Here is a 12,421-nt window from a genome sequence, read left to right as displayed (position 1 = left end):
TTATGGAAAAGCTACTGAAAGAAGCACAAGAAGTAACATTGAAAGCCGTCACACGGAGGCACTTCCTCATGGACTGCGTAGCCGGTGTAGGTAGCCTGGCCCTGGGGTCGATGTTGGGCGGATGTTTAGGGTCCCGCAGCAACGGACTCCATGATAGCGGTCTATTTGCCGATACCATGAACCCTCTTGCCCCCAAGTTGCCGCATTTTGCCGGTCGTGCCAAAAACGTCATTTACCTCCATATGGCTGGTGCGCCATCGCAATTGGAGCTGTTTGACTATAAACCCGAACTCCACAAACTCCATAACAAGCCCTGTCCACAGTCACTGCTCGAAGGCAAAAAATTTGCTTTCATCCGGGGTGTCCCCAAAATGCTGGGTCCACAGACCTCGTTCCGCCAATACGGAGAAAGCGGAGCTTGGGTATCGGAACTGCTTCCCCATTTTTCCAAGGTGGTAGATGAGGTGAGTTTCCTCAAAGCCGTACATACCGACCAGTTCAACCATGGCCCGGCCCAGCTTTTCATGCATACCGGGCATGCCCGATTGGGAAGGCCAAGTATTGGATCATGGGTGACGTATGGCCTGGGTACCGAAAACAGTAACCTACCCGGTTTTGTCGTCCTTACTTCCGGCGGCAATACACCTGATGCCGGAAAAAGCGTATGGGGCAGCGGTTTCCTACCCTCGGTATACCAAGGCGTACAATGCCGCTCAAAAGGAGACCCTGTATTGTACATCAGCGATCCGGAAGGAATGAACCGAGGCTTGAAACGACAGGTTATCGACGCCATCAACACCGTGAATATGGAAGAGCACAATACGTACAAGGATCCCGAAATCCTTGCCCGTATTGCCCAGTATGAGATGGCCTATAAGATGCAGGTAGCTGTACCTGAGGTGATGGACATCAGCAATGAGCCAGAGGCTATCCATGCATTATACGGTACCCAGCCGGGTAAGGAATCCTTTGCCAACAATTGCTTGTTAGCCCGCAAACTGGTCGAACAGGGTGTGCGCTTCGTACAGCTGTTTGATTGGGGATGGGACAGCCACGGCACCAATGCTGGTGATTCCCTCGACATCGGATTCCGCAATAAATGCCGGGAAATAGACCGCCCAATGACCGCCCTCCTGCTCGACCTTAAGCAACGGGGGCTCCTGGATGAAACACTGGTGGTATGGGGCGGGGAATTTGGCCGTACACCCATGCAGGAAAACCGCAACAATAGCGATATGCCCTTTGCTGGGCGCGACCATCATCCCGATGCCTACACCATCTGGATGGCGGGAGGCGGCATAAAAAAAGGAGTGGTATGGGGTGAAACGGATGAAATCGGTTTCTCTGCCGTGAGTGGCCGTACCGCCGTGCATGATGTACACGCCACCATGCTCCATCTGCTGGGTTTCGACCATGAAAAACTGACTTACGAATTCCAAGGGCGCCCGTTCAGACTCACCGATGTGGAAGGGCACCTTATCCAAGCAATCATTTAATCTTTCCAAATCCCATCCATGAAAAGTTACATCGCTATTACTTTGCTACTTATCCTATCTGCGCTGGTAAGCTCCTCCGCAAAGGCCCAGCAACAAAAACGCTCCGCAGGCATCACCTATTTCTGCACGGATTGGGGTCGGGATGTCTCCTGGGATGATTTTTGCAAACGGATAGCCGATGCTGGATTCGATGGCGTGGAGACCTGGGTACCCGCTGATAGCGCCACGCTGCAAGAAATGATGGATGCATTCCGCCACTACAACCTAGCCTATATCTTCCTGTGCAGGGGTTCAGGGCCTGATTTCAATACATACCTGACAGCTTACAAGCATCAATTGGAACGGGCGGTCGCCCTTAGCCCAGTACTCATCAACAGCCATACCGGAAAGGATCATTTCAGCGTTGCACAAAATGAGGCACTCATCAATGCTGCCGATTCGATAAGCCGGGCGCACCAAATCTCCATCATGCATGAAACCCACCGCGGGCGCTTTAGTTTCGCCGCCCATGTGACACGCCGCTACTTGGAACGATTACCCAACCTTCAGCTCACATTGGATATTTCCCATTGGTGTGCCGTGCATGAATCCATGTTAGACGACCAACCCGAAGCCGTATCCCTAGCCCTGCAACGCACGGGCCATATCCATGCGCGCATAGGCCACCCGGAGGGCCCTCAGGTAAATGACCCACGCGCGCCGGAATGGGAAGAAAAGGTACAACGTCATTTGGATTGGTGGGACACTATTGTGGCCACTCATCGCGACCAGCATAAACCGTTAACCATCACCATGGAATTTGGCCCGCCTGATTACTTACCCACCCTGCCTTATACTAGGCAACCCGTGGCCGACCAGTGGGAAATCAATAAATACATGTTCAACCTGTTGAAAAACCGTTACAGCAATTGATGGAAAGTGATGGCGATATCCTTCTTTTTTTAGGCCGATGGCATCCGCTGTTGGTACACCTTCCCATCGGGATGTTAATAATGGCATTTGCCTTCGCCTTGCTCAGCCGGAAAAAAAACAAGGAGGTTTTTACTCCTGCCGTATCCATCTCGTTGCTGTTTGGCTCGGCATCAGCGTTGATCGCTGCCGTATCCGGATATTTACTATCGCTCAATGGCGGATACGATGCCCGCACTTTATCACTCCACCAATGGTTGGGCATCACCGTGGCGCTTGTAAGCACATTATGCTGGCTGCTATATCGGAGACCCATTAGCGAAAAAGATGTTCTCCACCCCCTCCGAAAACTACGCTTTGCTTTGCTCACATTCATGCTGGTGCTGCTTTGCGTCGCCGGGCATTTCGGTGGCACACTCACCCATGGCGATGGGTACTTGGTGGAAGCTTTACCGGAACGGGTACGTCGCCTAACGGGGTGGCAGCCCGAGCAGGTGGTTATCGAAAATGTGCAGGAAGCGGCTGTATATGCGGATATTATCCAACCCATCCTAAAGCAGCGTTGCCAAAGTTGCCATGGGGCCAAGAAACAGGAAAATGGGTTGGCCGTGCATACCATGGAAGCGCTCGCGCAGGGAGGCGAGGGTGGACAGGTAATCGCGGCGGGCAATGCAGGCGAAAGTGAACTCTATCGACGCTTGATACTGCCCGAAGGGCATGAAGAGCGCATGCCACCCAAGGGGCGTACGCCCATCAGCGAGGGTCAAATCAAATTGATTGCCTGGTGGATTGATGCCGGTGCGCCTACTGATAAAAAAGTAATGGAGCTGGAACAGCCTGAGGAAATCCAACCTGTATTGCTCGCGCTGGCTTCTCCTGCTGCTTCCGAAGATATTCCCGCTGCCGATACCGAGGCTGTTGAAAAACTGGTCGCCAAGGGGGTAAAGGTCATTCCCTTGGCCGCAGCCAAAAATCAACTGCTAGTGAATGCCGTCAATTGCCCCCAATTTAATGATGAAGACAGTCGACTCCTATCGGGGCTAGGTGCTAACATCACCCAGCTCAAACTCGGGGATACGCAAATCACGGATAGTGCCCTACGACACATTGGGCAATTGCGTGGACTGCAACGGCTACACCTGGAAAATACGGCGGTAAGCGATAAAGGGCTCGATCTACTCAATGGCTGTAAACAACTCCGGTACATCAACCTGGTAAACACTAAGGTGACCGACAAAGGGCTTCAAGCCCTGGCTCATCTCCCCACGTTGCATGCTGTATACCTCTACCAAACCGGTGTTACCACCCAAGGGATAGCCACATTGGCCCAAGCAATGCCAAAGCTGGAAATCGATACCGGGAATTATCAATTGCCGATCTTGTCCTCGGATACGGTGGTGTATCAGTAAACGTACTTTTTTCCTATCTTTACCAAACCGTTGAACTCCCCAATTACCCTACTTCTTCAGCATTTGTTCAATGCGGTCGTCAGGTATCAGTCCGGTTACGTGCAGAAGTTTGATTTTTGCAAAGTCAGGATGAAGGGTATTGATCACATAATTATAGGCCTCCGGCAATACAGCGGACGGCACCTTAAGCATCGGAGAAACCATTCGGTCATACCATTTGTCACCAATTTGCTGACAAGGGCGATAGTCATGGGCACTTCGCCATTGGCTAGGTAACGCATTCAGCTCAACATGCGTAACCAACAACGTATCGGGCACTTCAATAACCATCGTATTAAAATCCCTATTGAAACCACTACCCTGCCTTCGCAACATACTCTCCACAAAGGCCAATGCAATAGATTCAGCTGTATAAATGACCTTTTTTCCATCACTGTTCCACCGGCCACTGAATCCCGGGGCAAATAAGGAATGACTAAATGCTTTATGGGTGATGCGGTATAACAACATGGGTATTGTTATAATGCATATCCGTGCGCCAACCGGTCCAACTCAGCCGTTACCAAATCTACGCCCGAGGGAGTATCCAGCCAATCAATCGGACAGTCAACCCGATCCCAGAACGGCTTGCGTAGCCAGTGGTTGAATTCCTCCACACCTCCCAAAATTTCTTCTCCCTTTTCATAAAGGGCAATGAGTTTAAGCAAGTGTTCGCTCTCCACTCGCGCCAGCGGCTTCTTTTGGTCCTTATAGTTACTGATGGTACGTGCCGAAAGATTGATCAGGCGGGCCAATTCTTTTTCGGCCAATTGGGCCGCTTCAGCAAAATGATAAAAAACAATGGGCTTTATACCGCTACGGGCAGCAAAGAAAATGGCGGCATCATTGCCAACGTCTAATGATTTGAATCGCTTGCCGATTGAAGATTTTGTAAGTGCCATAATTGCTTTCGTGACTTCAAACAAAGGTATCGAATTTTTTCGACATTGAAAAGGAATATTTTCAGCGTACTGGCCGGACATTCCCAGCAATACGATCATAAAAAAGGTGCCCGATTCCTCAGGCACCTCGCAACAAACTCAACCAAACCAACTATTATTATTCTTCTTCAATGATCTCCTCAAGGGGAGGAACATTGTTTTCGTATCCGGAGTAGCCTTTATTCTGGTTAATTACCCCTAATGTATTAGCGTTGATGGCATCAACCGGGATAGGCCACAACACATGGTACGGACTCATCCGGTAGGTTACACCGAAATTTGTGGCCACGTTTTTATTATAAAAATTACCTTTCTCCATGACCCGGTCATAGAGAAAATTATCATCGGAAAAATTCGCCAGGCTGTATGACTTGCCGTTGTATGCGGCGATACCCGTTTGCGCAAAGATGTAGGAAATGCGCGTCAGCTCCGTTTTGCGTGGCTCTTCATAGTACAGCTCACGGGCTCGCTCGTCAAGCACCGTACCGATGTTGACAGCCGATGCCGCAATGGGTGCTGCATTGGCCCGCACACGTACCGCATTGATGTCGGCCGCCGCATTCGCCAAATCGCCTTTCCAAACGTATGCTTCCGCACGTAACAAGTAGGTTTCTGCCAAACGGAACACGTACCAGTCGGTATGCCCCCCCGCTGGTTGCACGCGCTGGGGATCTTCAATGAAGAGCTTGTAGTGCGGCCACTGAAACCACTGCCGGATGGTGTCATTGGAAAGTACAGTCCCTTGCGCATTCCTGAATTGCAAAGGTTTCCCGTAGTAAGAATCCTTTCCTATTAGCCCCGGGTCGTTGTAAACAAGGTCTTCCATGGTCATCCAGTTGCCCGGGGCATGGCGCAGGTCATTTTCATCATCCCACACGGCCTGTTGGCTGTACCAGGTTGGCCTAAGGCGACCAATACCCCGGCCGTATTGCAGGACCTGTGGGTTTGCAACAGTAGGTTGGTCAGACATCCCGCGGTTCCCGTTGGGTGTAATGATCCCTGCACTACCCCAAAAAGGCAGGGCATTCCGCATCAACTGGATCCCTCCATCGTGATTGCCATCGATATTGATACGGTCAATGACCAACATCAGGGCCTCCCGGTTGCCCGATAGTGATTTATTCTCCGGCCGGTGCAAATCCCACACCACGTTACGGTCAGGGTCGCTTTGCTCGGCACCGAACCGATCGGTCATCAGGCGATAGATGCTTCCATTAATCACATTATTGGCCGACTGGATGGCATCGTCAAATAACCCCAAGGCAAGGTTTACTTTCGTGAGCAAATGGCTTACCGCACCTTTGGTTACCTGTCCCTTGTTCACATTATCCGGCACCCACTCCTGTGCAAACTCCAGATCCTGTTTCATCCGTTGTAAAATCACTTCGCGCTTGGTGCTATAAAAGTCCAGTTTGGGACCTTCAGCAACAGTCAAGGTAACCGGAATATCACCGAATTGGTGAACCAATCGGTAATAGCGCAGCGCCCGGTGGAAATATGCCGCTCCCAGCAGGTGGTTCCTTTCCTCCTCGGAGGCATAATCCTCGGGCACATCGATGTATTTGATTGCGGTGTTGGCGTAGCGTATCGCTCGGTATCCTTCTCTGAAATACCAGCCTACTTTGGTGTAGTCCGTATGGTTCAACTGTGCATCCGGTGTGATGGCCAGATTCAAATCCTGCGCCGGACCGGGTTTATCCGTTGTTCCCTCCACCGCCACTTCCGAAAAAATTAGCTCCGTGATGAGCGGTGCGGCATCGCCCACATATTCCAGACGCAAATTTCTTTCGCAGGCAACGACGGCTGCCCACAAAGCCTCTGCTGACCGGAATGTTTCATCGGGTATATAGATGGATAAGGGCTTAGGTTCCAAGAACTCACGTTTGCATCCGATGGCCATCACCAACAAAAACAGGCCAAACACGTATCTTTTTTTATTTGCTATTGTCTTCATGTTGTTTCTTTTTAAAATTTACGATGAACGTATTACAACGTCAGGTCCAAACCGAAGTTAAAAATCCGCGGCGTAGGGCCAGGATCCTCTAATATGTCGCTGTCGATATCATCATTTGGTTTCCACTCCGGATCCCAGAAGCTCCATTCGGGTGCCCACATGGCCACATTCCGTACATTGACAAACAGCCGGAGCCCTTGGATACGGTACTTGCTCAGAAATTTGCTTGGCACGTTATACGCGAGTGAAACATTGTCTATCCGAATAAACGAGCGTTTACGATACACGTTGAAACCTGTGGCACTGCCTTCATTGGAGTTGATCCGCGCCCACTCATTGGAAGGGTTTTCCGGTGTCCAATACGGGAATTGATAGCTGTTTTGCCGGTCAGGGAAGCCACTTCTGCTCTTCAGCGAGTTGAAGCTGGATTGATGCCCCCACAAGGAGTACATGGAAATGGAAGCGCTGAAGTTCTGCAGGAATTGGAAATCATTCCGTAGTGACCAGCGGAAACGTGGCTCGGAAAATCCGAGGAACTGCCGGTCGGCATTGGTAAACAGGCCATCGTTATTCACATCCTCCAACTTATAGTCGCCGGGACGCAAGCCATATCGGGCCGCCGTTTCTTCCTCTCCCAATTGGTAAATGCCCAGCGCCCTCCAATCCCAAACAGCGTCAATCGGCTGTCCGATAAACCAGCGGTTTTGTACATCATCCAACTCCCTGCCATCTGGGCCATAATTGCGGTAGATATGCTGAATGCTATTGCGGTTCAATTGGAACAATGCGGTGGTGCGCCACGAGAAATTATCCCGGTTGATGTTGAGCGAATTGAGTGTTATTTCAAATCCACGGTTACGCACTTCTCCAAGGTTATCCATCACCCAATCAAACCCTACTACTTCGGGCAATGTGCGCTGCACCAACAAATCCGTGGAGTTCATTTGGTACAATTCCAAACTTCCATCCAATCGGTTGTTGAACAAGGCAAAGTCGAGCCCTACATTATAGGAGGTATTGCGCTCCCATTTGAAATTCGGATTGGCCATCCGGTTTACCCAAAGCTGGCTAGCCTGGACAACCGTACCATCGGGCTGCACATAAAGGTATTTACCCGTAGTAAGATCTGATAAGGCTACGTACATATCCCGGCCAGTGCCCACATCACGGTTACCATTGCTACCCCAAGACAGCCGCAGTTTTCCATAATCGAACCAGTCGCTATTGAAGAATTGCTCGTCGGTGAACACCCAACCCAGGGCAACCGAACCGAAATTGGCCCGAGGATTGCGCTGCCCGAATGCAGAATACCCGTCGCGCCGGAAAGTACCTGTGAGTATGTAGCGGTCTTTCAATGAATAAACCAACCTTGCCATTAGGGCGTCTCCAGTACTGTATTGGTCATTGCTTGCCAGGATGGGGTTAATACCCCCGTCGATACCATGATAACCACGGTCGTCATTCGGGGCGAAATTATCGTTGGTCATGGTATTGTCCCATCGCTGGTATTTCTCCGCATTGGCCAGCATGGTCACGTCAAACCGATGCCCTCCGGCAACCTCCTTTTCCCATTTCAGGATGTTGTCAATCTGCCAATAATAGGTTTGGCGCTGCTGTCGTGAGGCACGCCCCCCGAAAGTTGCCCAAGACTCGTGGCTTGATTTTTCATGGTTGTAACGCTCATACAGCTCCAATTGCGGGGTGAAATTGGTTTGGAAGGAAAAGCCCAAGGGTAGTTTCACCTTGGCGAATATCGTGCTGTTGAGTGACGTGATACGTTGCAACCGATCAGTGTGGAACGCATCGTAGCCCGGATTCACCCCTCCTGAGACCTCTTGATTCGGGCGCCAAATCAAGTTGCCGTCTTCGTCATACTGCGTCCCCCAGGGCGAAAGGTTGGTAATTTGCCTCCAGCTGTGCGGAATGGCACTTTCATTGCGTGAGATAAACTGCGTGTTCATGCCCACCGACAAGAAATCGGTAATGTTCGCCTCGATGTTGGCGCGTGTGCGCAAGGTTTTGAACCGGTCGTCCGTGATGATGCCCTCGTTATCCAAATAACCAGCCCCTAAATAATAGGCGATATCCTTGTTCTTGCCCGACACACTTAGGTTGTGGTCTTGGCGGAAGCCGTTTTGAAACACCTGGTCATACCAATTGACACTACGCCCTTCCAGGTAGTTATCGATTTCGTTCGGCTGCATGTTGAGCCGCCTTAACCAGGTGCGCACCGGATCGCCTGTAGAGCCGTCGTAAGCCAGCCAGGTTTCGATACTGATGTCCGAAGGTAAGTTCCGTGGATCATCGAATCGGTAGGGCTGGGCATTGGCATTGATGCTTTTGAATACGTCAGATCGCCAGTTAACAAAATCCTGTCCTTCATGTACGCGCTGATTTAACGACATCGTGGCCAAGCCCATGGTCGTATTGTAGTTGATCAGCGGCTTACCTTCCTTGCCTTTTTTGGTGGTGATCAGTATAACGCCTGATGCCGCCTTGGCGCCGAAAACAGCCGCCGAACTGGCGTCTTTCAACACATCCACCGATTCGATGTCCGATGGGTTGATGTCTTCCCAAGCCCCGTAATAGATTGCACCGTCAAGCACGATCAGCGGACTGGTGCCTGCATTCAGGGACGTTCTACCCCGGATCTGCAAATCTCCGCCACCCTTGGCCCCCGAGTTGAAACCTACGTTCAGCCCGGCTATATTACCCCGCAAGGCATCAGTGAGCTGGGTGGGAGCTTCATTCTGAATTTTTGTTGCACTGAGCGAAGATACCGCACCAGTAAGATCCCGTTTACGCATGGTACCATACCCAACTACCACCACTTCATCCAAATCGGATACTGTGGAGCTAAGCGCCACATTAATCTCCTGCCGATTTTGGACGGAGATCTCCATCGTTGTATAACCGAGAGACGAAAACACGAGAATGGCATCGGGCGCCACGTTTCGCAACATGTAATTCCCGTCGGCGTTTGTGGTGACTCCATTCGTGGTGCCTTTTTCCAACACGGTCACACCCGAAATACCGAAGGTACCATCGCCCGTTTCGGTGACCTTCCCTCGTACGTCAATGGTCTGCTGTGCCAGTAATAGAATTGGAAATGTTAAAGACAGCGTTACCATGAGCAACGCCAGATGCTTCGCCTTGCCTAGGCGCAAGCATCGCAGGTACATGTAAATCATAATTTATCCTCCTTTTGTGTGTTTAAATGGCAATGGTTAGTAGCGAAACCGCGACACAGTTTCAATCATACCCTACTCCACCTATTCTTGGGTATGGAATCAATCTTACTTATTGTTTTGTGGTTACCTAATTGGTCATCGTATCTGTACCTCAAAGATAGCTTAAACTGATGCTCAACGTATACAACACATCCATATCCATGAATAACTAAAATTTATGGTGGCCATAAATTGTGTTTTTGACCCTTTTCAATCGGTAGACTGATTTTAGATTATTTCACCTGAATGTAACATGTTTGTTGCTTCAAAGAAACTGCCACGGCGTTTCGTCACTAAAGATCGCTGTTCATGATCAGGGATTTCGCTTTAAAATAAAACTATCCAGCGTCATTGCGAGCAAGAGCGTTTGAAAGTGAAATGGAGCGACCGCGAAGCAGCTCCGAAGGAAACCAATCTTCGTCCTATATAGATTGCTTCAGCTCACACAGCCCAACGCAGCCTTCCCGAAGCAAGTTCGGGACAGGCAGCAAAGACGAAGAAATCCCTGTATTCATAATGAAGCAGGCCAACCAAATGATGCAATCTTTTACGCTTTAGAAACTCAAACCTTGCATCCGTCAATCCGCAGCCCCATTTCGTCAAGTGCCCCTAAAAACAGACTCCATTAGTCCCTAGTTTTGGTTCGTCAACATATACACGACAGATGGAACATTTAACACAATCGGACACAAATAGGCTATTCAGCAAGTGCTTAGGCTCCACTATCTTTTTAATCATGTGGGTAGTCACCGCTTTTTCACAGGATGTCATCCTTGAACGACAAGTAGTAGGCAGTACAGGATTTAGTAAGGAATGGGGAAACACCATATACCAATACACGGTTGGTGAAGCGGCCGTAATAACGTTGGCTCAGGGTACGATCTTATTAACCCAAGGCTTCCAGCAACCGGAAGTAACGGTACTCCAACATATTCCTCAAATACCTTATATAACCGACTTTATCGTATTTCCCAATCCGGCCTCCGATTACACCACAATTCGATTCAATGTATTTGCGCCTGGCAATATGGTGGCCATGCTGGTGAATAATGCTGGTCAAGTCGTCCATTCAAAAACGATGGATGTAGAAGCAGGACTATTGGAATATACCATACCGCTCCAAAACTATGCCTCTGGTATGTACTACCTCGTATTATCTATCGGTTCGTCACGAAAATATACGGAAAAACTAATCATTCAGTAAGCAAACTGAAATTATAATCATAAAGACATGAATAGAAAGATTATCTCAATTACACTCATGGTGCTTGTATGGTGGATGGTCGAGGGATTGGCTCCGGCAAGTGCCCAAACAAACCATCGCACGGTGACCACCGGAGCATCTTTCCTGCTGCTAAGCCCAGATGCACGAAACGCTGGCGTAGGAGAAGCAGGTACGGGCTTGGAGGCAGACGCCAACACCCTGTTTGTCAACCCCGCCAAGTTGGCCTTTGCCGACAAAATGGGCATCAGCATGTCCTATACGCCATGGATGCGCCAGTTGGTCGAGGACGAACACCTTAGCTACCTTACTGGGTTCTTCCGATTGACTGATCGGGAGACCCTGGGTTTATCCATCAAGTACCTGGATCTGGGCGAGGCCAATTTTCGGGATGAGATGGGGAATATGCTGACCAAATACAAGCCCGCCGAGTTTGCCTTCGATGCAAGCTATGCACGCAAGCTGGGCGAGAATTTTGCCATGGCATTGACCGCTCGTTATATCAATAGTGACCTGGGTGTAGGCAACTACAACGGTTTGCAAATGGATAAGGCGCATGCTTTTGCTGTTGATGTAAGCATCTATTCGGAGCGTACTTTTTTCCGTAACCACCAATTTGGCAGGCGCTTCGCCTGGGGAGTGAATCTCAGCAATGTAGGCACCAAAATAAACTACACCAAGTCCAAGGAGAGTTTCCTGCCCATGAACCTGAGACTTGGCGCGGGCTATGCATTATACAACGACCCCAATAATAGGCTGACCCTGTTGATGGATGTTAACAAACTCATGGTGCCTACCATGCCTATCTACAAACAGGATGAGCAGGGAAACATCACGAATGAAATAGAAAAGGGAAAGGATCCCGACAGGAGTGTCCCTTCGGCACTTTTTTCTTCACTATTTGACGCCCCCGGGGGATTCAAGGAAGAACTATCGGAATTCACCGTCTCAGGCGGGTTCGAATTCAGCTATTACCGGCAGTTTTTCCTCCGTGCCGGATACTTTCACGAGGCACCGGATAAAGGTAATAGGCAGCATCTATCCACGGGACTAGGACTCCGAGTAAGTGCCTTCCAATTGGATATGAGCTATACCATGCCTATGGCCAAGCGTTATACGGTACGCAACGAATTCAAGGCAACCTTGAGCTTTAACTTAGGTGACACAAGCAGCCAATAACAAGAAAAAATCAACATAACTATGCAATCCAAAAAACGAATA

The 12,421-nt window shown here is 49.8% G+C and carries 9 protein-coding genes; 5 read left to right on the top strand and 4 right to left on the bottom strand.

Translation table 11 applies throughout. The annotated features are described in order from the left end of the window. Positions 1 to 2: 2 nt before the first annotated feature. The 3 genes from NF543_RS03995 to NF543_RS03985 are packed head-to-tail and all read left to right on the top strand — an operon-like array spanning position 3 to position 3,814. Positions 3 to 1,496 carry a DUF1501 domain-containing protein gene (locus NF543_RS03995; RefSeq protein WP_257666815.1) on the top strand — a complete coding sequence of 498 codons (1,494 nt, stop codon included), beginning with the start codon at positions 3 to 5 and terminating at the stop codon, positions 1,494 to 1,496. 18 nt (positions 1,497 to 1,514) lie between these two features. Further along, a complete protein-coding gene (locus NF543_RS03990) occupies positions 1,515 to 2,408 on the top strand; it encodes a sugar phosphate isomerase/epimerase family protein (protein ID WP_257666814.1) in 894 nt (297 codons plus the stop codon). Continuing rightward, entirely contained in the window at positions 2,408 to 3,814 is a 1,407-nt protein-coding gene (locus NF543_RS03985; RefSeq protein ID WP_257666813.1) for a DUF2231 domain-containing protein, read from the top strand. The genes NF543_RS03990 and NF543_RS03985 overlap by 1 nt, the downstream gene beginning before the upstream one ends. A gap of 48 nt (positions 3,815 to 3,862) precedes the next feature. Here NF543_RS03985 and NF543_RS03980 read toward each other — a convergent pair whose 3' ends face one another. The 4 genes from NF543_RS03980 to NF543_RS03965 form a co-directional block, all read right to left on the bottom strand. Next, a complete protein-coding gene (locus NF543_RS03980; RefSeq protein WP_257666812.1) occupies positions 3,863 to 4,324 on the bottom strand; it encodes an RES family NAD+ phosphorylase in 462 nt (153 codons plus the stop codon). Between the two features lie 8 nt (positions 4,325 to 4,332). After that, positions 4,333 to 4,755 carry an Xre family toxin-antitoxin system antitoxin gene (locus NF543_RS03975; protein ID WP_257666811.1) on the bottom strand — a complete coding sequence of 141 codons (423 nt, stop codon included), beginning with the start codon at positions 4,753 to 4,755 and terminating at the stop codon, positions 4,333 to 4,335. Positions 4,756 to 4,912: 157 nt separating this feature from the next. Next, entirely contained in the window at positions 4,913 to 6,748 is a 1,836-nt protein-coding gene (locus NF543_RS03970) for a RagB/SusD family nutrient uptake outer membrane protein (protein ID WP_257666810.1), read from the bottom strand. Between the two features lie 32 nt (positions 6,749 to 6,780). Then, positions 6,781 to 9,939, bottom strand: coding sequence for a SusC/RagA family TonB-linked outer membrane protein (locus NF543_RS03965; protein ID WP_257666809.1), 3,159 nt, complete (start codon positions 9,937 to 9,939; stop codon positions 6,781 to 6,783). Positions 9,940 to 10,642: 703 nt separating this feature from the next. Here NF543_RS03965 and NF543_RS03960 point away from each other — a divergent pair. Together NF543_RS03960 and porV are read left to right on the top strand one after the other, a co-directional pair. Next, complete coding sequence (locus NF543_RS03960) at positions 10,643 to 11,182, top strand: T9SS type A sorting domain-containing protein (protein WP_257666808.1); 540 nt, start codon at positions 10,643 to 10,645, stop codon at positions 11,180 to 11,182. A 27-nt stretch (positions 11,183 to 11,209) separates the two neighbouring features. Then, on the top strand, positions 11,210 to 12,379 hold the full coding sequence (gene porV / locus NF543_RS03955) for a type IX secretion system outer membrane channel protein PorV (protein WP_257666807.1): 1,170 nt from the start codon (positions 11,210 to 11,212) through the stop codon (positions 12,377 to 12,379). Positions 12,380 to 12,421 lie beyond the last annotated feature (42 nt).

Origin of the sequence: Parapedobacter tibetensis (assembly GCF_024704835.1) — a bacterium.
Classification (GTDB): Bacteria; Bacteroidota; Bacteroidia; order Sphingobacteriales; family Sphingobacteriaceae; genus Parapedobacter; species Parapedobacter tibetensis.
The sequence above is the reverse complement of the archived record's forward strand: the minus strand, read 5'-3'. Positions and strand labels throughout refer to the sequence as shown.

Coding starts and splice junctions, on each gene's coding strand:
- NF543_RS03995 (WP_257666815.1), top strand. CDS start 3: ATGGAAAAGCTACTGAAAGAAGCACAAGAAGTAACATTGAAAGCCGTC.
- NF543_RS03990 (WP_257666814.1), top strand. CDS start 1,515: ATGAAAAGTTACATCGCTATTACTTTGCTACTTATCCTATCTGCGCTG.
- NF543_RS03985 (WP_257666813.1), top strand. CDS start 2,408: ATGGAAAGTGATGGCGATATCCTTCTTTTTTTAGGCCGATGGCATCCG.
- NF543_RS03980 (WP_257666812.1), bottom strand. CDS start 4,324: ATGTTGTTATACCGCATCACCCATAAAGCATTTAGTCATTCCTTATTT.
- NF543_RS03975 (WP_257666811.1), bottom strand. CDS start 4,755: ATGGCACTTACAAAATCTTCAATCGGCAAGCGATTCAAATCATTAGAC.
- NF543_RS03970 (WP_257666810.1), bottom strand. CDS start 6,748: ATGAAGACAATAGCAAATAAAAAAAGATACGTGTTTGGCCTGTTTTTG.
- NF543_RS03965 (WP_257666809.1), bottom strand. CDS start 9,939: ATGATTTACATGTACCTGCGATGCTTGCGCCTAGGCAAGGCGAAGCAT.
- NF543_RS03960 (WP_257666808.1), top strand. CDS start 10,643: ATGGAACATTTAACACAATCGGACACAAATAGGCTATTCAGCAAGTGC.
- porV (WP_257666807.1), top strand. CDS start 11,210: ATGAATAGAAAGATTATCTCAATTACACTCATGGTGCTTGTATGGTGG.